The sequence below is a fragment of the Streptomyces sp. NBC_00286 genome, assembly GCF_036173125.1.
GTDB lineage: Bacteria > Actinomycetota > Actinomycetes > Streptomycetales > Streptomycetaceae > Streptomyces.
On record NZ_CP108054.1, the window covers coordinates 670433 to 689613 of the forward strand.

Genomic DNA, 19181 nt, shown 5'->3' on the forward strand with positions numbered 1-19181 from the left:
GTGCAGGAACGTGCGACGCGCGCCGGAGTTCAGACCCGCTGCGGGACGACGGCCACCGGGCACTCGGCGTGATGCAGCAGGGCATGGGCAGCCCTGCCGAGCTGCAGACCGAAGTGGCCGTGCCGCCTCAGCGCACCCACAACCACCAGGTCGGCGTCGGCCGAGGCGTCCAGGAGGGCCTTGTGGGCGGGGCCTTCGACGGCTTGGCGCCGCACTTCGACCTGCGGGTGATTCCGTTCGGCGTCGCGCAGTGCGTCGGTGAGGAGAGTGGAGGCCCGTTCCTCGTGGGCACGTGCGGCATCATCGGCGATCAGAGGGCTGTCCACGTGCTCGTGGGCGGGGCGGCGCCAGGCCCGTACGGCCTTGAGTGCGCAGCCGCGTGCCTCGGCCTCGTGGAAGGCGAACCGCAGCGCAGCCGAGCCCTCGGTGGAGTCGCCGACGCCGACCACGACCCGGCCGAAGGAGCCTTGCCGGTTCCGCTCCCCACCGCGGACCACGACGACCGGGCAGGCGGCACGGACGGCCACCGTGAGGCTGACCGAGCCCAGCAGCATCCCGGCGACCTCGCCGCGGCCGCGGGACCCCGTGACCAGGGCAGAGGATTCATGTGCCGCGTGCAGCAGCACGGACACAGCGTCGTCGGGCAGCACGTCGCTCGACACCTTCACCTCTGGGTTGCGCAGCCGGGCGCGTTCCGCGCAGGACGCGATGATGTGCTCGGCCATGACCTCTTCCGCTGGGCGGTCGGTGCTGAAGGACGGGCGGCTTCCCTCGTACCGCTCCCAGAGAGAGGCGTAGACGAGGCGCAAGGGCAGCCCGAGGCGCGCAGCCTCGTCCATCGCCCAGTCCACGGCTTGCAGGCTGGACTCCGATCCGTCGACACCTACGACCAGCGGGAGCTCCATGGTCCCTACCGCCTTCCTGCCCGGCCACCGCGAAGGCCCCCTGTGAATACCGTCGCACCGCCCCGGGGCCATCGCGACACGTGGCCGGACTCTCGCAGGGAGGTCTCGGCCCGGGTTGCACCATGCCGATTTGCGACGATCGTGGAGTCATGTGGCCGGGAGCACAGCGCTCGGTGCCACTCGGTATCGCCGCCACTGCCTTCGCGCTGGCCTGGGTCCGTGCCTGGTGAGACGTCCGTGCCCCGATACGAGCCCGCCTCTCGAGGTCATGGAGAAGGGAAGGCCATTGTGGTTGCGAGGACCGGCGTCTTCGGCGCCCTGACCAAGGAACATCGCGAGCAGCTCATGTCCCTCGCTCACGAGGTGTCGTTCGAGATCGACGAGCGCATCTTCAACGAGGGCGGCAAGGCCGACCGCTTCTGGATCATCCACACGGGCACCGTCGCTCTCGACCTGCACGTGCCCGGCCGCCGCGCAGCGGTCGTCGACACCCTCGGGGCCGGGGAACTGCTGGGCTGGTCATGGTTCGTCCCTCCCCACCACTGGCACCTGGGTGCCCAGGCCAGCAGCCCGGTGCGCGCCTACGAGTTCGACGCGGCCGCGGTCCGTGAGCTGTGCGGCAAGAACCCGGAACTGCAGCACGAAATGTGCACCTATGTCGCCGGAGTGATCGCAGCCCGGCTCAGGTCCGACCGGGTGCGACTGCTCGACCTGTACGCGCCCTACGGCGCAGGCGAAGTGCCCTGACGAGGCGAGACGAGGAGGTCCGAAGTGCCTGAGACCCCGCACATCGTGAGCGATGTGATGACGCATACGGTCGTGGCCGTCGGACGCGACGCCCCCTTCAAGGAGATCGTCCGGACCATGGAGCAGTGGAAGGTCAGTGCCATGCCGGTGCTGGAGGGAGAAGGGCGCGTCATCGGCGTCGTCTCCGAGGCCGACCTGCTGCCCAAGGAGGAGTTCCGCGACAGCGACCCGAGCCTTTCCGAGCAACGTCGGCGCCTGTCCGACGTCGTCAAGGCCGGGGCAGTGACGGCGGAGGAGCTCATGAGCACCCCCGCCATCACGGTCCACCCCGACGCCACCTTGACCCAGGCGGCCAGGATCATGGCCGTCAGGCACGTCAAACGGCTGCCCGTGATCGACGACATCGGCATGCTCCAGGGCATCGTCAGCCGCGCCGACCTGCTGAAGGTCTTCCTGCGGTCGGACGCGGAAATCGAGGAGGAGGTCCGCCGCACCGTGGTGTCCTACCTTTTCCCGGCCTTCAGCCACGCCATCCACGTGAACGTGCACGAGGGCGTCGTCACCCTCCGCGGACACATCCAGGACACCTCGCTGATCTCGGTTGCCGTGCGCCTCGTGCGCGCAGTGGAGGGCGTGGTGGACGTCGAGCCCCACCTCACCGGTGAGTCCACCACTCCGGCCGGACCGAGGGGCGAGCGGTGAAAGGTCGCCCCAGTCGTACGTACCGAGCGGGGAGGAGTGGCCGGCGCTCCTCCCTCATTGCTCGGCCGAACTAATACGGCGCCCCGTGATGCGCGTGGGCTGGATCGACACCCACATCTCGCGTTCACCGCCTGGCCACGGCGTGGTGTGGGCGCGATCGACCAGCTCGCGCATGGCGTCAGGGTCGGTAACCTCACGCGCGGGTCCGACGACGAGCACGCTCCAGCCCTGGCTCATGGCTTCGTCGACGTGGTCGACCTCGAAGGCGACTTCCGATCCCACGGCCGCGGCCGGGACCGAGTCCGGCGCGGTCCGGAACGCGATCGCGTCGTCGACGACCTCGTAGTTCACCGGAACCACCGCCGGGCCGTGCGCTGTCGACACCGCGACGCGCCCCACGCCGTGTGTGGACATCAGGGTGCGGCATTCGTCGGGGTGGAGGTCGAGCAGGCGAGGGTGCAGGAGCGCCTGGCCCAGGCCAGGCGGCAGATCGATGCCGCCTCCGCGCAGAGCGGCGGTGGTGGTGCCCAGCGCATCGGCCAGGCCGATAAGAGTGGCAACGGTCGGGTCGGCAGGCTGTTCTTCGAGGTATGCCAGGTATTCCGGTGCCATTCTGGCGCGGCGGGCTGTCTCTTCCCGGGTCAGTCCTTGGCGTGTGCGTTCGGTGGCAACGCGGCGGCCGATGTCACCGGGATTGGGCGGCCTGCTCGGCGGGGTTCCGCGGGGCTCGGCACTTCTCTGCCCGCCTGCCTGGTCCGTACGTGGCCGGGAAGGCTCGTGTGCGCTCCCGGGCCCGTGCTCGATGTGACGGATGTGTGCGTCGGGCCCGGGAAAGACGAGGGTCACCTCATCCGTGTCCGACCAGCGCACATCGTAGGGAGGCGTTCCATCCTCGTGGTGGAGTCCGACAATCTCGCCTTCGCGCCTGGTGGCGCCGGTGGCAGGGCTCTTCACCACGAGTTGATCGCCGAGTTGAGCTCGCATGATCGCCGCCGTTTCCGCAGAATGCTGCTGTAACCCAACGTCCCCCGCGCGGCGTGCCGCCGCACGGGACGAGAACCTCCGTGATCCGGGTGGCCGGACGGCCGGTCCGGCGCCGCCCCATCCCCTGGCCACTGGCTGTCTCCGCCCGGAAGGGAGAGGCGACATGCACCACCGTACGGTCGAGGAGCTCATGACCCGAGATGTCGTGCGAGCACGGCGCGACATGCCGTTCAAGGAGATCGTGAAACTGCTCGCGGACAACGACGTCACCGCCGTACCCGTGGCGACGAACTCGACCGCCCCGTCGGCGTGGAGTCCGAGGCCGACCTGCTGCGCAAGTCCTCCGCCCAGGCCGACCCGTCCGGCCTGACACCGGTTCCGCATCTGGAGGCGTGGGAGCGTGCCAAGGCCGAAGGCGCCAGGGCCGAAGAGCTGATGTCGGCTCCCGCCGTGTGCGCGCGTCCGGAGTGGACCGCGGTCGAGGCGGCTCGCCTCATGGCGGTCCAGAACGTCAAGCGACTGCCCGTGGTGGACGAGACGGACCGGCTGCAGGGCATCGTCAGCCGCGGTGACCTGCTGAGGATCTTCCTGCGCCGTGACGACGCCATCCGCGACGAGATCACGGGGGACCTGCTGCGGGGGACCCTGGGACCTATCGCCTCGGACGTGACGGTCGAGGTTCGCGAAGGGCACGTGAGCCTCGGTGGATCCGTCAAGGTCAGGAGCCTGATCCCGGTGATCGAGCGGCTGTGCAGGAGCGTTGACGGCGTGGTCTCTGTCGCCGAGCACATCGCGCACCGCCCGGACGCCTCCCAGAATTCGGCAAAGGACAACAGCTAAGGCATCGCAGGAACTGGCTAGGAGCAACGGGGGCTGCTCCCGTCCTTGGCTCAGCCGGCGATCTCGATGCGACGCGCCTTGGCTTTCTCGGCTTTCGGGACGCGGACGGTGAGAACCCCGTTGGTCAGCTCGGCGCTGATGTGTTCGGTGTCCGAGTTCGGCGGCAGACTCGTGCGGTAGTCGAACTCCCCGACGTGGCGGGCGCGCCGCCGGACCACGCCGGTGCGTTCCTTCTCCTTGATCTCGCCGTGGACATCGATCTCGGAGTCGGTGACCTCCACGGTGATGTCGTCCTTGTCCACACCGGGAAGCTCCAGCTCCACCAGGTACGCGTCCTCGGTGTCCTCGATGTCCGCCAGCGGCGCCCATGCCCCGGCTGTGCCGAGTTCGGCGCCGCCGGGAAAGGCGGACTGCATGAGACGGTCCATGCGAGTGTGCAGGTCCTCAAGTTCGCGGATGGGGTCCCATGCGGGGAGAGTGCCCCTCCCATGGTGATGGTGCGCGGGCAGCGTCATCGGTCATCCTCCTTGCATCTGATCCGGCAACGGCCAGCCGGTCTCCGGGTGGTCCCTGCGCCCGGCGGCGGCCGCGCCGATGCCCTCGATGTCGCGCTCGGCAACGTTCACCAGCTGCCGGCCGAGGTCGTGCAGGGCCCTGCCCGCCGCCAGCTCGTCACCGATCTCCGGCACGTCCATGTCCGCCGGGTTCCTGTGCGCGGCCCCGTGCCCGGTGAGCTCCGTGGTCCCGGTGTCCAGCACCACACGTGCCTTGGTCGTTCCCTCTTCCTCGAAGAGGTAGAGGCGAACCTTCCATTCCACGGTATGCGGCATCGCTGCCCTCCTCATCTCGGTTGGGAGCGCTGTGATCCGGTTGCGCTCCACTCGTGGTTGCGCAGGTTGGCGAATGAGGCCAGGACCTCGTCTTCGATACGGTGCCGGACCTGGTCGGCGAGGACAGTCAGCTGTCCGGAGATGGTCGCGCGTGGCGCGAGGGGGGCATGAATGCGGCGTGCCGCGGGCGGGAGTCCGGCCAGGTCGGCGGCGAACCTCCCCCCGCTCTCGTCCAGAGTGGGGCGCTCGACGGTGCGACTCCCGTTCTGCATGACCGTCTCCAGCAGCGGTACGCCTGCCCCCGGCGGCTGCTCATCATGGAGCCCGATCACGTCCGCGAATCCGGGACGGCGGAACACTTGCTTCTGTCCAGGGGCGGTCACCTTGGCCGAGGAGAGCTTCATCACCGGTCGGCCGTCGTACTCGACCATCTTGTAGGCCGAGTCCAGGAACGGGGCGTCGGCCGAGACCCCGACGCGGGTGCCGACGGCGTAGACGTCGATCGGCGCCCCGGAGCGGACCAGTTCGTCCACGGCGTACTCGTCGAGACCGCCGCTGGCGATGATCCGTACGTCCGGCAGTCCCGCCTCGTCGAGGGTGGCACGCGCCGTCTGCGCCAGGGCTCCCAGGTCTCCGCTGTCCAGCCGTACGGCCGAGCCGGGCCCACGGTCCAGGTCCCGCAGGACGCGGGCCGCGACGCGTACCCCCTCTTCGGTGTCGTAGGTATCCACCAGGAGCGTCACCGGACCGGGGTGGGACCGGGCGAAGGCCCGGAAGGCCGCCTCCTCCGTTCCGAACGCCTCGATGTACGAGTGGGCCATCGTGCCGACGGCCGAGAGTCCTTCGGCGGTGGCCGCGGCGACGTTGCTCGTTCCGGTGAATCCCACCATGGCGCTCAGCCGGGCGGCCTGGAAACCGGCTTGAGGGCCGTGCGTGCGGCGCAGGGAGAAGTCCACGACCGGATGGCCGGCAGCGGCCAGGACGCACCGTGCGGCTTTCGAGGCGATCGTCGTCTGGTGGTTGACCTGGTTGAGGATGTACGTCTCGACCAGCTGGGCCTGCGGGAGCGGAGCGGTCACCTCCAGCAGCGGCTCCCCCGCCAGGACGATCCGCCCCTCCGGCACCGCCCGCACCTGGCCGGTGAACTCCATGCCCAGCAGCGGGGCCAGATCACGTGGCGGCCGGTGCAGTGCTGAGGCGAAGGAATCGACATCCTCGGCGTCGACCTGGAACCCTGACAGGAAGTCCAGCGACGACTCCAGGCCGGCGGCCACCAGGAAGCCCCGGCCGGGCGGCATGTCGCGGACGAACAGGCTGAACGTTGCCGGGCCGGTCATTCCCTCACGCAGGTACGACATCGCCATCGTGACCTCGTAGAGGTCAGTGGTCGTCGCATCGGACATCTGCGTCACCTCCTGGACCACGCTCGGGGCCTCGGCCTGTCACCTGTGGAACCGCGCGGACCAGAGGGGTTCCACCCGGTCCCATTCGGCGTCCCACTGTGCGTACCTTCTGCGGTCGAACGCCAGGCGCATACCTTTGCGCGCAGCAACGAAGCCGGCGTACACGCCGACCGCCGTCATGCCGCCCATGAGCCAGCCGCCGGCCTTCGCGTTGCTCGCAGGCATCGGCGGGTTCTTGACGGTTCCTTCCCGGTCCACCCAGATCCGCACGGTCGAGCCTGCGGTCTTGTCCAGCGGTACAGGGGCGCTTCCCGTCTGCTGTCGGCCGTCCTTGTCGGTCCACCTGACCTGAACCTTCTGCTTCTCGTCCGCAGCAGCGCCCGATGCTGCCTCCGGGGCCGAGGTCACCCGAGCGGTGACCTGGAACCGCTCCGCGGCCTGGGCTTGAACGGTGCGCATCGTCGACTCGTGGACCGCCAGCCCCGCGCTCACCGAAGCCACGGGCAGTCCGAGGACAAGCACCGCCAGCAGGAAACCGGAGCACCAGGCTTCGGCCCGATCGGACGTACGCCTCAGTGGGTTCGCGCCTCTCGGCGGGGGCTGCTCCTTGTGCGGTCCGTGGGGACCGGATGCGTGCGGCGGATCCTGTGCGCTCATGGTCTGGCCTCCAGCTGTTGCTGGTGCGTCCCCCCGCCACGTCTGACTCCCTCACCACCCTCCAACGGCGGCAGAGTCCGATCACTGGGCCGAAGGTCCCTACTGACCGGCCACTCGACCCACCTTGCTCGTCACCGGTCACACCTGCGGTACGACCGCGATCGGACACGGCGCGTGATGCAGCACCGCGTGGTTGACCAGGCCCAACTGCAGACCCACGTGCCCATGTCGCCTGCGGGCCCCGACGACGAGCAGATCAGCACCGGACGCAGCCTCCAAGAGCACCCGCCGGGCCGGGCCCTCGACCACCTCGCTGCTCACCGGCACGTCCTGATACCGCTCCGCAGGGCTGCGCAGTGCGTCAGCGAGCACCTGTGCCGGTGGGCGCCCCGTGGCCTGGAGGGCGTATCCGGAAAAGCCCGGCGGCCCAGGGTTCCCGACCGGGACGCTCCAGGCGTGCACCGCCACCAGCCGACATTTCCGCACATGGGCCTCCCGGAACGCGAAGTCCACAGCCGTACCGCTGCCCTGCCCGTCCTCGACACCGACGACGACGCTCCCGAACCGGCCGCTCCGGTGCTCCAGCCCACCGCGCACGACGACGACCGGGCAGTCGGCATGAGCGGCCACGGCCAAGCTGACCGAGCCCAGGAGCAGTCCGGCGAGATCTCCGAGCCCTCGGGATCCGAGTACCAGCGCGAAGGCGTTGCGCCCTTTGCCGACCAGGGCGGACGCCGCGTCCTCGTGCACCACCTCACTGGACAGCCGTACCGTGGGCGCGCTCTTGCCGGCTCGCTCCGAGGCGACAGCAACCAGGTCGGGCGTCTCGTGTTCTGTTACGGCCGCGTGCACGAGATGGAGCGGCACCTCGTGCCGGACCGCCTCGCCCGCGGCCCACTCCACCGCCTCAAGGCTCGCCTCGGACCCGTCGATGCCGACCACCAGGGGAACCACCACCGCTCCCACCTCCCTTGTTCCGGGCTTCACGCCCGTGCGAGCGCCGCCTCGCCGGGGACCACATGCGCCGCGAGAAGAACTGGGGTAGTCCTCGATGTAGAAGCACCGTGCTCTGTCGGTCGGCGCCAACGCTCGTGCGTCGGGTCGAGCACGCCCCACGGCCGGCCTGCACGGCCACCGACGCACGGGGGCGGCAGCCGTCCGGGCGGTGACCGCACTCACCGTCCCTTCCAGCTTCGTACGAGACGGAGACAGTCGCCATGGAACAAGCCCTCACCGTCGGCCTCGACGGCTCACCCGAGAGCCTCGCCGCCGCCCGCTGGGCCGCCGACGAAGCCGAGCGACGCAATCTCACCCTGCGCCTGCTGCACGCGTGGCCGCTGCTGGCCCCGGAGCCGACCCGCATTCCCGCGGAAGTCGACCAGAACTACTGGGCGAAGCGGCTCATGCGCAACGCCCAGGCGGAACTCCAGGCGCGCCACCCGGGCCTCACCGTCGTCGGCAACCTGGTCGCCGACGACGCACAGAACGCACTGCTCCAGGCATCGTCGGAGTCCGAGATGCTCGTGCTCGGCTCGCGGGGCCTGACTCCCGTGGAGAGCTACTTCCTCGGCGACATCAGCATGCCCGTGGTGGCACGCGCTGAGCGGCCCGTGGTCCTGGTGCGCGCCGAGCGGGGGGAAGAAGGCCGCGCGCCCGAATCAGGTTCGGCAGGCGGCGTGGTGGTGGCACTGAAACTGCACGGACCGTGCGACGACCTGCTCGAATTCGCCTTCACCACCGCCGCGGTGCGGGGCTTGCCGCTCCGCACCGTCCATGGCCGCAGCGTGCCGCTCCACGCGTACGCCCCCTGGGGCGTGGACCACACCGTGACCCACGAGGTCAGGCAGGAGGCCCAGGAGGGCCTGAGCCAGGCCCTCCGCCCCTGGCGCGAGAAGTTCCCGGGCGTGGTCGTAGCTGAGGCCATCCGCCTCGACAGCCCCGCCAGGGCTGTCATAGCAGCCGCCGCAGGCGCCGAGTTGCTGGTCGTCGGCCGACGCAAGCACCACCCTCCCCTGGCACCACGCCTGGGCCCCGTGGCCCAGGCCGCCGCCCACCACGCGCGCTGCCCTGTCGCCGTCGTCCCCCATGACTGAGCCGAACCACCCCGGCGAGCCGATGGCGGCGGCGCGGCGGGACGACGCCCCCAGGAACCCGTCGCTCTCGCGTGCCGAGGTGCGCGAGACACACACCGCCGTGGTCCTCTTCATCGGGGACCGCGCCTACAAGGTGAAGAAACCAGTCGACCTGACATTCCTGGACTACACCACGGTGGCCGACCGGCAGGCCGCGTGCGAGAGAGAGGTCGTCCTCAACCGCCGTTTCGCCCGCGACGTCTACCTCGGCGTCGGCGAATTCCGCAGCCCGGACACCGACGTACCGGAACCCGTCGTGGTGATGCGCCGCATGGCCACCGAGCGCCGCCTCTCCCGGCTCGTACGGGAAGGAGCGGCCGTCGACGACGCCCTTCGGGCCGTCGCCCGGCTGCTCGCCGCCCACCACGCGAGCGCACCTCGCAGCCGGGAGGTGACCGAGCAGGGGACGCGCGACGCACTGTCCTCGCGCTGGGAAGCGAGCTTCGCCCAGGTCCGCGCCCTGTCCGACGACGGCACCGTGCCCGACGGGGTGGAGGAGATCGAGCGCTCGGTGCGCCGCTACCTCGCCGGCCGCGAGCCCTTGTTCGACAGGCGCATCGAGCAGGGGCGGGTGGTCGACGGCCACGGAGACCTGCTCGCCGAGGACATCTTCTGCCTCGACGACGGCCCACGCGTCCTGGACTGCCTGGAGTTCGACGACACCCTTCGTTACGTCGACGGCCTCGACGACGCCGCCTTCCTCGCCATGGACCTGGAACAACTCGGCGCCCTGGAGGCGGCGACGTTTTTCCTCGCCGAGTACGACGAGTACTCCGGCGACCCGGCGCCCCCCTCCCTGCGCCACCACTACGTCGCGTACCGCGCGTTCGTCCGGGCCAAGGTCTCCCTGATCCAGGCACGCCAGGGCACGCCCGGCGCGGAGGCGGCAGCACACCGACTGATCACGACCGCCCTGCGCCACCTGCGCGCCTCCGCCGTCGGCCTGACCCTTGTCGGCGGACTCCCGGGCAGCGGCAAGTCCACGCTCTCCGGCGCGCTCGCCGACCGCCTCGGCGTCACCCTGCTCAGCAGCGACCGCCTCCGCAAGGAACTGGCGGGCATCCCGGCGGAACAGCCGGCTGCCGCCGCCTACGGCGAGGGCCTGTACTCCCCCGAATGGACCAACAAGACGTACGCGGCCCTCCTCGACCGCGCATCGACCCTGCTGTCCCAGGGTGAGTCCGTCGTCCTGGACGCCACCTGGCACGACGCCGCACAGCGCGAAGCCGCCCTGAGCATGGCCGAACGCACCTACGCCGACCTCGTCGCCCTGCACTGCCACGTTCCGGACGAGGTGACCACAACGCGCCTCGCCACCCGCGCGCCCGGGGCGTCCGACGCCGGCGTCGACGTGGCCACCGCCATGGCCTCCACGGAACCGCCCTGGCCTGAGGCCGTCAGGGTCGATACGAGCGGTTCCCTGGAGGCCGCGGTGGTCCAGGCACTGGAGGCGATCCGCCCGCACGCCGACAGCCGGACACCGGTCTTCCGTCGCCCCTACATGGAGCCGGACTAGACGAGTTGGGACGCCCGCACATGGCTGGGGACAACAGCCAGGTGCCGGCCCGCGCCACCAGGTTTCGCGCGGCACGGCGCATTCACTCATGGTGGTTGTACGGGGGCGCTCCGGTCCGGCAGGAGGCGTGGCAGGGCCGAGGCCCCGTACGCCCGTTACGGCACTTCGTGAGGCGGCCACCATGGGTGAACAGAAACCCCTCGACCCTGGCGAGGCGTGGAGGGCCGTGGCCACATGCTTCCTCTCCACCTTCGCGCTGCTCGCGCGGCACCGGGTCCGTCTGCCGAAGGAACGGCAGGAGATGCGGCTGCGCTTCGCCGACGGCACCTCGGCCCGGGTGTACCGGGAGACCCGCCTCGGCAGCGGCTCGGCGAAGGACCCGTGCACGCTGGTGGTCACCTTCCGGCTGCGCCTGGTGCGCGGGCCCGCACACGCCCTGTTCCGCGCGGAGAGCCTGCTGAACACCCCGCTGTTCGTCGGCTTTCCCGGTTTCACCTCGAAGCTGTGGCTGGCCCACGACGAGCATGATCGCTACCGCGGCGTGTACGAGTGGGACGGCACGGAGCGCGCCGAGCACTACGCGCGTTCCCTGTGGCGGGTCCTGGCGCTGGTCAGCGTGCCTGGTTCGATCAGCTATGCCGTTGTGCCCGGGCTGCGCCGCGACGACGTGATCGCGGATCCCGGGCTGATCGAAAACCTTGCGCCGCACAACAGCGCAGCATGGTGGCGCATCCAGGCCGGGACGTGACGACAGTGGTGGACATCCTGGTCGTCGGGGCCGGTACAACCGGCCTCACCCTCGCTCTGGAGGCCCATGACCACGGAGCACGGATCCGCGTCGTCGAGCGGCGCCCCGAGCCGTTCCGGCCCTCCCGTGCGCTCATCCTGCACCCCCGCACTCTGGAAGTCCTTCGCCCACTCGGCGTCACCGACGCCCTGCTGGAGCTGGCGGACCCCGCCCCGGCAGTCGACCTTCATCTCGGCTCCCGCGTCGTCGAGACCAGGCTCGCGGACCTCGCGCTGCCCGACACGGCGTTCCCCCATCTGTCGCTCATGCGGCAGATGGACGTCGAACGAGTGCTGACGCGGGCACTCGCCGGCCGCGGGGTGACGGTGGAACGGGGCACAGAACTGACCACTGTCCGCGATGACGGGCACAGCGTGCGGGCCGTGCTGCGATCGCGGCACGGCATCGAGGAGATCCGCTGCCCCTTCGTCGTCGGCTGCGACGGCCCGGCCAGTACCGTGCGGGACTGTGCCGGCATCGGATGGCACGGGAGGCCCTACGCCGAAGAGGTGGTCCTCGCCGACCTCGACCTCGGCGGCATCTCCGAGCGCTCCGGTGCCGAGGTGTTCGCGGGGCGCCAAGGGCTGTTGTTCCTCTTCCCGCTCGGCGAGCAGGCCACCTGGCGGCTGCTGGCCACACGGGCGTCCACCGACGGGGCCGGCCAGAACTTCGGCCAACCCGGATCCGCCGTCCCGCAGGCCGAGCTCCAGCACCTCCTCAACGATGCGGGGCTTCAGAACCGGATCGAGCGTCTCGCGTGGTCCGCGCGGGTGCCGCTGCAGTGCGGCCTCGCCGGGCGGTTCCGCCGGGGGCGGCTCTTCCTCGCGGGGGACGCGGCGCACAACTACTCACCGGCCACCGGCCAGGGCATGAACGCCGGTATCCAGGACGCGGTGAACCTCGGCTGGAAGCTCGGCTTCGCGGCGAGCGACCCCAGGGGGGAGTCCGCGGACGGGCGCGGTGCCGACGTGCTGCTCGACTCCTACGACAGGGAGCGCAGAGCAGCTGCCCACCGACGGCTGGTCCTCACACACACCGCGTTCTGGGCGGAGGCGTCGACCGGCCGGATCCCTTCATGGTTGCGCGCGGTGGCCGCTCCGCTCACGGCCCCGGCCATACCCGCCCTCCTGCACCGGCGACGGCTGGTCGCCGAGGCCATCCGTCTCATCTCCCAGCTACGGGTGAACTACCGGCGCAGCCCCCTGTCGGTGGAGGGAACACCGCCCCTGCGTGGCGCTCCCCGCCCAGGAGACCGCCTGCCGGACGCGATCGTCAGCGCCGAAGGACCTCCCAGGCGGCTGCACGAGCTGCTGGCCCGCCCGGGTGTGCACCTGCTGCTGCAGCGCGAGGCCGACCCGCCGCCGGACGCCGTGCCCGGTCCCCTGGTCACCGTGCTCCGGCTGACGAACAGCCCCGGTCGCGGGCTGATGGCCGTCCGTCCGGACGGGCATGTCGGCTTCCGCTGCGGGACCGCCGACCCGGCCGGGCTGACCGGCTGGCTCTCATTGATCGGCGCAGCGGCATCTCCGCTCGTCCGGCCATGAACACCAGGCGTCGGGGCCCCACACCCACACCCCGGCTCAGGAGTCCGACGGTCCTGAGGAGCCCAACGAGCTGGGGTCCTGAGGAGCCCAACGAGCTGGGGTCCTGAGGAGCCCGACAAGCTGATGGCCCCGGTTGCCCTGCCGTACTCCCAGAGCGACGGTGGAGAGAACCGGCCGAGTCAGCCAGGGAGTGGGTGACCATGCGAGCCCTCGTCTACCACGGCCCCGGACAGATCTTCTGGGACACGGTCACGGATCCGGCCATCGAGGACCCAGCCGACGCCGTCGTGCGCGTCGACGCCACCACCGTCTGCGGCACCGATCTGCACATCCTGCGCGGAGACCTGCCCGAGGTGAAGCCGGGGACGGTCCTCGGCCACGAGGCCGTCGGCGAGGTCATGGAAGTCGGCAGCGACGTCCACCACCTTCGCCCAGGGGACCAGGTGATCGTGTCCTCCGTCTCGGCCTGCGGCCACTGTGCGGCGTGCCGTGACACCATGCGCGGACAGTGCCGCGAGGGCGGTGGATGGATCCTGGGGGGCCTGATCAACGGAACCCAGGCGGAGTTCGTGCGGGTCCCCTTCGCCGACTTTTCCACCCACCGACGGCCCTCCTCCCTCCCGCTCGACGACGCGGTCCTGCTCGCCGAGGTTCTCCCCACGTCCTACGAAGTCGGCGTGCGGAATGGACAGGTGGGCCCGGGAGACACCCTCGTCGTGGTGGGCGCGGGTCCCGTCGGTCTCGCCTGCGTCGTCGTCGCGCGGCTCTACTCGCCCCGCCGGATCATCGTGGTGGACCTGTCCTCCGCCCGGCTGGAAGCCGCCGCCCATATAGGGCCCGATGCCGCCGAACTACCGGGGAAGATGATCGCCGAACTGTCCGAGGGGCCGGGGGCCGACGTGGTCATCGAGGCATCGGGGGAACCGGACGGCTTCGTCCTGTGCACCCGCGCCGTCCGCGCAGGGGGGCACATCGCCAACATCGGCACACACGGCAAACCGGTCACGCTGCATCTCGAATCCCTGTGGCGCAAGAACGTGACGATCAGTACCGGCCAGGTGGACACGTACTCCATACCGTGGCTGATGGAGCTGGTGAGGTTCGGACGCCTGCACGTCTCACAGTTGGTCACCCACACCTTCGGACTCGATCGGATGGAGGACGCCTACGAGGTGTTCTCGCACGGCACCACCACGGGCGCTCTCAAAGTCGTGCTGCACCGCGAGTGAACCGCCCGGCCGACAGAGGTCCGAACGGGTCGGTCGGCCCCTTGTTCCGGGCCGTTCGGCCCTACAACCTGCCGATGAGCGGCGGTTCTATGGAATTGAGCCGAGGGCCACAAAGGGACACGGCGAAGCGGAGTGAAACCGCGCACCGTGCAATTCGGGCCCGCAAGAAGCGGGCGGCCCCCGGCTCCATGAACGCCGGCAGAGAGCCGCCGCCCGTCCCATCGGGCCACCTCCTCCGGTCGAAGTGCGGCCGACGCCGTGCTCGGCGACTCTGGAGATCAGGGCAGTGCCGGGAGGAGCACCCATGCACTGGGAAACCATCCGCAAGGACACCGCACCGGTCGTCCCGCCCTGTCTCACCGACTACGACCGGACCCGCTCCGCCTTCACCTGGTCGCAGGCGCACAGCGCGCGGGCCGGGCTGCCCGACGGTGGGCTCAACATGGCCCACGAGGCGGTCGACGGGCACGCGGCCTCGGACCACGCGCACAAGGTCGCGCTGCGGTGCGTCGCCCGGGACGACTCCGTCTCGACCGTCACCTATACGGAACTGGCCCGCCGTACGGCCCGCTTCGCGAATGTCCTGCGCTCCCTCGGCGTCGGGAACGGTCAGGCCCGCCCGTGACCGGCCAGCGGGCCGTCGCGGGCGGGTGCAAGACCGCATGCCGGGCATGAGCCGCTCGGGGGACGCAACTGCTCAACCGCCGTTCCCGCCGGGGACCGGCAGCTCCTGGACACACGAGGGTCCACCGGAAGAGCGGATCCGCTGCGGACCCGTTGTGCGAGTCACGGCACATTCATGTGCGACTCAGGGCACAGTCACGCGCAGAGGCTCCCGCACGGGGGTGGCTCCGGTGCCGGGCCCCGTCTCCAGCATCGGCATCGTGATGGTCAGAACACCATGCTGGTGGTTCGCCGTGGCCTCGTCGCCCTTCGCCCCGGTCGGCAGCGGGGTGTAGTGGCCGTAGACGAACTGCTTCTCGGCGGTCACCACGCTGTGCTGGGCGCGCAGGGTAAGAACACCTCCCGAGATGGTGATCTCGATGTCCTGGGCGTCGACTCCCGGAAGCTCGGCCAGCAGCACATACGTCCCGTCGGTCAGGCGCTCTTCCACGTGGATGCCGTGCGTTTCGGGAACGGTGTCCATCACGGGGAAGCCTGCCTCCGCCCAGTCGGTCGGGGCGGACAGCATGGACGGGCCCAGGAGCCGCTCGATCGTGCTGGTCATTTCGTTCACCTCTTCTCCAATACCAGCGTCTTTCACCGGGCACTGTGTGCGCTTGGGCCGACCGGCCCCATCGGGAGGGTCGGGCGGCACCTGCCCTCACCAGGACGGCCGTAGGAGGCTGGAAGGGACGGAAACCCACACAGCTGCCGTACGGAGCTGGGAGCCGAGGAACAGTGTCGTGGTCCGTTACGTGTACGACTTCACGGAGGGCGGCCGTGACCTGGTCCGGCCTGCTCGGCGGCAAGGGCGCGAACCTCGCCGAGATGACCCGGCGGGCCTGCCCGTCCCGCCGGGTTTCATCGTCTCCACCGAGGCGTGCCGGGCCTTCCTGGCCACCGGCGCCGAACCGGAGGGAATGTCCCAGGAGGTCTCCCGGCGCCTGTCGGCCATCGAGTCCGACGCCGGACGGCGCCTCGGGCAGCCGGACGACCCGCTGCTGGTGTCCGTGCGCTCCGGAGCGCGTTTCTCCATGCCCGGCATGATGGAGACGGTCCTGGACATCGGCCTCAACGACGACTCCGTCCTGGGCCTGGCCAAAGCCTCGGGGAACGAACGCTTCGCCTGGGACTCCTACCGGCGCCTCATCCAGATGTACGGCAGCACGGTCATGGGCGTCGACGGGGCACTGTTCGACCGGATGATGACCCGGCTCAAGGAGCTGCGGGGCACCCCGGACGATCTGCACCTGGACGCCGCCGACCTCGCCGAACTCGTCGAGGCGTACAAGCGGCTCATCCATGAGGAAACGGGGGACTACTTCCCCCAGTCCCCCGCGGAGCAGCTGCGCCGGGCGATCCTCGGCGTCTTCCGCTCCTGGAACGGCGAACGCGCCCGCCTCTACCGCCGCCGCGAGCACATCCCCGACGACCTGGGCACTGCCGTCACCGTGCAGCGCATGGTCTATGGCAACCTCGGCCGCGATTCCGGCAGCGGCGTCGCCTTCACCCGCGACCCGGCCACCGGACGCTCCGGCCTGTACGGCGACTACCTGCCCAACGCTCAGGGCGAGGACGTCGCCGCCGGCCTCCGCGACACCGTGCCCCTCGCCGAACTGGAACAGCTGGACCCCCGCTCGTACCGACAACTGCGCGACCACATGGGCGCCCTGGAGCGGCACTACCGGGACCTGTGCGACTTCGAGTTCACCATCGAGCGCGGCAGGCTGTGGATGCTCCAGCCCCGGGTCGGCAAGCGCACCGCCGAGGCCGCGTTCACCATCGCCGCCGAGTTGGCCGACGAAGGGCTCATCACCCCACGCGAGGGGCTGGCACGGGTGAATGGTGACGGGCTGGCCCGGCTGATGTTCCCCCGCTTCGACACCTCCACGACCGGCGACCCACTCGCCCACGGCATCCCGGCCTCGCCCGGTGCCGCGGTCGGCGCGGCCGTCTTCGACTCCGCCGAGGCGGTACGACGGGCCGCGTCCGGCGAGAAGGTGGTGCTCGTCCGCGAGGAGACCACGCCCGACGACCTGCCCGGTATGGTCGCCGCCGGGGCCGTGCTGACCAGTCGAGGCGGCAAGACGTCGCACGCGGCCGTCGTCGCACGCGGCGTGGACAAGGTCTGCGTGTGCGGCGCCGAAGAGCTCTCGGTGGACACCACGGGCCGGCGCTTCACCACGCACGACGGAACCGTTGTCGAGCAGGGCAGTGTGATCTCGGTCGACGGCTCCGCCGGTGCCGTGTACGCGGGAGCGGTCCCGCTGGTCGACTCGGCGGTGATGCGCTTTCTGGAGACAAGTGAGGGCTCCGCCCGTGTAGCGGACGCGGTGGCCGGCGCTCTGCAACTCGCTGACGAAGTACGGAGGTTGGAGGTACGGGCCAACGCCGACACACCCAAGGACGCGGCCCGTGCCCGCCGGTTCGGCGCACAGGGCATCGGGCTGTGCCGCACCGAGCACATGTTCCTCGGCGAGCGCCGCAAACTGGTCGAGGAGATGATCCTGGCCCGCGACGACGCGGTCCGCGACCGTGCGTTGGACACGCTCCTTCCCCTCCAGCGGCAGGACTTCGTCGGCATCCTGGAGGCGATGGACGGCCTGCCGGTCACCATCCGTCTGCTCGACCCGCCCCTGCACGAGTTCCTGCCCGACCGCACGGATCTCGCAGTCCGCATCGCCGCCACGCAGGCCCGCGGCGAGCAGCCGAACGCGACGCCGAGTTGCTCGCCGCCGTGCGGCGCACGCACGAGGACAACCCGATGCTCGGTTTGCGCGGAAGACGCCTCGGCCTGGTGGTCCCCGGGCTGGTCGCCATGCAGGGGCGAGCCATCGCCGAAGCGGTCGTGCGAGCGCACGAGGGCCGAAGGCTCCCCCGAGGCGGAGATCATGGTGCCGCTCGTCGGGGACGTCACGGAACTCCGGCTGGTCCGCGGGGAAGTGGAACAGGTGCTGTCCGACAGTGCCGGAAGCGGCACGGGGTCCAGCCGGAGGGCGTCCTCGCGGGTCTCCAGCCCGGTCAGGCCGCGCTGCACCAGATCCAGGGTGCCGGCCATGGCGCCGAGGTGGATGCCTTCACGGGTGGTGCCGCCCTGAAGGTCGGCGACGTCCTGCTCCAGGGCTTTCTTGCACTTCCACATCCTCGGGAGCGTCGCGCAGCGCCGCCTCCAGCGTCTCGGCGGCCTGTTCCTCCAGGGCGTTGCGTCAGTCGTGCGCAACGACGGCGACTGGGGCGGTGGCATGGTGCAGCACGGCGTGCGTGATGGGGCCGATGTGCGCGCCGAGCAGGCTGCGGCGGATCCGCCGGCCCACGACGACCAGGGATGCCTGGCGGGAGGCGTCGATCAGCTGGATGGCGGGATTGCCGGCGCGGGACTCCTCGACGACCTTGACGGCCGGGTACTTCTCCTTCCAGCGGTGCAGCACCTCGGCCAGTGCGACAGCGTCCTGCTTGCCCAGCACGGCGTTGAGCTCGGGGTCGGCGGGCAGGCCGTACGCGAAGTACGGCGGCAGGGTCCAGGCGTGGACGACCCGCAGAGGTGTGACACGGCGGGCGGCCGCCTCGAAGGCGAAGGCGAGGAGCGTGTGGTCGGGGTGGTCGGTGTCGAGCCCGAGGACGACGGGCCCGGACGGGTCCCCGGCGAACAGGGTTGCGGACGGATCCATCGCATGCCCGTCCGCGGCCTGCTCCCCGGCCCGCACGAGAACCACCGGCTGCTCGGCGTGCGCCACGACGGCCTGGCCCACGGAGCCGACGAGGTATCCGCCGATGCCGCTCATCCCTCGGGAGCCGAGGACCAGCAGCTCGGCGTCCTTCGCCGCCGCAGTCAGCACCTCGGCGGGCCGGCCGGGGACCTGGTCCACGGTCACGTCCAGCCTGGGGTGACGCAGACGGAGCTCTTCGGCCGCCTCGCGCGGGATCTCTCCCCAGCCTATGGACTGCGTCTCGGCACCGAGGAGCGACGCCAGAGCTATGGGCTCGGGGACCGCCTCCCAGACGTGGACCAGCTTGAGCGGGAGGACGCGCCGCTTCGCCTCGCGGGCCGCCCACTCGGCGGCGGCACGGCTCTCGGCCGAGCCATCGAGACCTACTACAACACTGTGAACCATGGCTTCTGCCTCCTCAACGGGGATGTGATTCCAGCGTGGTGGTGCGGGGGCCGGTGGTGCAGGGGCCACAGGTCCCCGACCGGGGCCGGTGGGCCCTGTGGGCCGGCAGGCGCGGGGTGGGGCAACGGCC

The 19181-nt window shown here is 70.6% G+C and carries 17 protein-coding genes and 3 pseudogenes; 10 read left to right on the forward strand and 10 right to left on the reverse strand.

The genetic code is table 11. The annotated features are described in order from the left end of the window. Positions 1–29 precede the first annotated feature (29 nt). Positions 30–905 (reverse strand): universal stress protein, encoded by an 876-nt coding sequence (locus tag OHT21_RS03200; RefSeq protein WP_328766654.1) that lies wholly within the window; start codon positions 903–905, stop codon positions 30–32. A gap of 345 nt (positions 906–1250) precedes the next feature. Here OHT21_RS03200 and OHT21_RS03205 point away from each other — a divergent pair, with 345 nt between their 5' ends. Both OHT21_RS03205 and OHT21_RS03210 read left to right on the forward strand, forming a co-directional pair. After that, positions 1251–1652, forward strand: a complete 402-nt coding sequence (locus tag OHT21_RS03205; protein ID WP_328773944.1) for a Crp/Fnr family transcriptional regulator — start codon at positions 1251–1253, stop codon at positions 1650–1652. Positions 1653–1676: 24 nt separating this feature from the next. Continuing rightward, positions 1677–2354 (forward strand): CBS domain-containing protein, encoded by a 678-nt coding sequence (locus OHT21_RS03210; RefSeq protein ID WP_328766656.1) that lies wholly within the window; start codon positions 1677–1679, stop codon positions 2352–2354. A 54-nt stretch (positions 2355–2408) separates the two neighbouring features. On the opposite strand, the gene OHT21_RS03215 is transcribed toward OHT21_RS03210, so the two are convergent. Further along, entirely contained in the window at positions 2409–3338 is a 930-nt protein-coding gene (locus OHT21_RS03215; RefSeq protein WP_328766657.1) for a DUF1918 domain-containing protein, read from the reverse strand. A 163-nt stretch (positions 3339–3501) separates the two neighbouring features. Here OHT21_RS03215 and OHT21_RS03220 point away from each other — a divergent pair. Next, a pseudogene (locus OHT21_RS03220) lies at positions 3502–4178 on the forward strand (CBS domain-containing protein). Between the two features lie 50 nt (positions 4179–4228). Here OHT21_RS03220 and OHT21_RS03225 read toward each other — a convergent pair. The 5 genes from OHT21_RS03225 to OHT21_RS03245 form a co-directional block, all read right to left on the reverse strand. Beyond that, a complete protein-coding gene (locus OHT21_RS03225) occupies positions 4229–4693 on the reverse strand; it encodes an Hsp20/alpha crystallin family protein (RefSeq protein WP_328766658.1) in 465 nt (154 codons plus the stop codon). A gap of 3 nt (positions 4694–4696) precedes the next feature. Beyond that, positions 4697–5008, reverse strand: a complete 312-nt coding sequence (locus OHT21_RS03230) for a DUF1876 domain-containing protein (RefSeq protein WP_328766659.1) — start codon at positions 5006–5008, stop codon at positions 4697–4699. 11 nt (positions 5009–5019) lie between these two features. Next, complete coding sequence (locus tag OHT21_RS03235; protein ID WP_328766660.1) at positions 5020–6411, reverse strand: nicotinate phosphoribosyltransferase; 1392 nt, start codon at positions 6409–6411, stop codon at positions 5020–5022. A gap of 39 nt (positions 6412–6450) precedes the next feature. After that, complete coding sequence (locus OHT21_RS03240; RefSeq protein WP_328766661.1) at positions 6451–7068, reverse strand: Rv1733c family protein; 618 nt, start codon at positions 7066–7068, stop codon at positions 6451–6453. 138 nt (positions 7069–7206) lie between these two features. Beyond that, the gene (locus tag OHT21_RS03245) at positions 7207–8025 is read right to left on the reverse strand and encodes a universal stress protein (RefSeq protein ID WP_328766662.1); all 819 of its coding nucleotides are present in this window, start codon (positions 8023–8025) and stop codon (positions 7207–7209) included. A 260-nt stretch (positions 8026–8285) separates the two neighbouring features. On the opposite strand from OHT21_RS03245, the gene OHT21_RS03250 reads away from it, so the two are divergent. The 6 genes from OHT21_RS03250 to OHT21_RS03275 all read left to right on the forward strand — a co-directional run bounded on the left by OHT21_RS03250 (position 8286) and on the right by OHT21_RS03275 (position 14901). After that, entirely contained in the window at positions 8286–9161 is an 876-nt protein-coding gene (locus OHT21_RS03250; RefSeq protein WP_328766663.1) for a universal stress protein, read from the forward strand. Positions 9162–9240: 79 nt separating this feature from the next. Further along, positions 9241–10716, forward strand: coding sequence for a bifunctional aminoglycoside phosphotransferase/ATP-binding protein (locus OHT21_RS03255; protein ID WP_328773945.1), 1476 nt, complete (start codon positions 9241–9243; stop codon positions 10714–10716). Positions 10717–10897: 181 nt separating this feature from the next. Beyond that, positions 10898–11464, forward strand: a complete 567-nt coding sequence (locus OHT21_RS03260; RefSeq protein ID WP_328766664.1) for a hypothetical protein — start codon at positions 10898–10900, stop codon at positions 11462–11464. Continuing rightward, positions 11437–13047, forward strand: coding sequence for an FAD-dependent monooxygenase (locus tag OHT21_RS03265; RefSeq protein ID WP_328766665.1), 1611 nt, complete (start codon positions 11437–11439; stop codon positions 13045–13047). The genes OHT21_RS03260 and OHT21_RS03265 overlap by 28 nt, the downstream gene beginning before the upstream one ends. 200 nt (positions 13048–13247) lie before the next feature. Next, on the forward strand, positions 13248–14276 hold the full coding sequence (locus OHT21_RS03270; protein WP_328766666.1) for an alcohol dehydrogenase catalytic domain-containing protein: 1029 nt from the start codon (positions 13248–13250) through the stop codon (positions 14274–14276). Positions 14277–14580: 304 nt separating this feature from the next. Beyond that, positions 14581–14901, forward strand: coding sequence for a hypothetical protein (locus OHT21_RS03275; protein WP_328766667.1), 321 nt, complete (start codon positions 14581–14583; stop codon positions 14899–14901). A gap of 183 nt (positions 14902–15084) precedes the next feature. Here the strand turns inward: OHT21_RS03275 and OHT21_RS03280 are convergent, their stop codons facing one another. Beyond that, positions 15085–15504, reverse strand: a complete 420-nt coding sequence (locus OHT21_RS03280; RefSeq protein ID WP_328766668.1) for an Hsp20/alpha crystallin family protein — start codon at positions 15502–15504, stop codon at positions 15085–15087. Between the two features lie 178 nt (positions 15505–15682). Here OHT21_RS03280 and ppdK point away from each other — a divergent pair. Then, positions 15683–17902 (forward strand): annotated as a pseudogene (gene ppdK / locus OHT21_RS03285) (pyruvate, phosphate dikinase); the annotation flags it as partial. On the opposite strand, the pseudogene OHT21_RS03290 reads toward ppdK, so the two are convergent. Further along, positions 17896–18069 (reverse strand): annotated as a pseudogene (locus tag OHT21_RS03290) (glycosyl hydrolase family 65 protein); the annotation flags it as partial. The pseudogenes ppdK and OHT21_RS03290 overlap by 7 nt on opposite strands. 76 nt (positions 18070–18145) lie before the next feature. Next, entirely contained in the window at positions 18146–19051 is a 906-nt protein-coding gene (locus OHT21_RS03295; protein WP_328766669.1) for a universal stress protein, read from the reverse strand. Positions 19052–19181 lie beyond the last annotated feature (130 nt).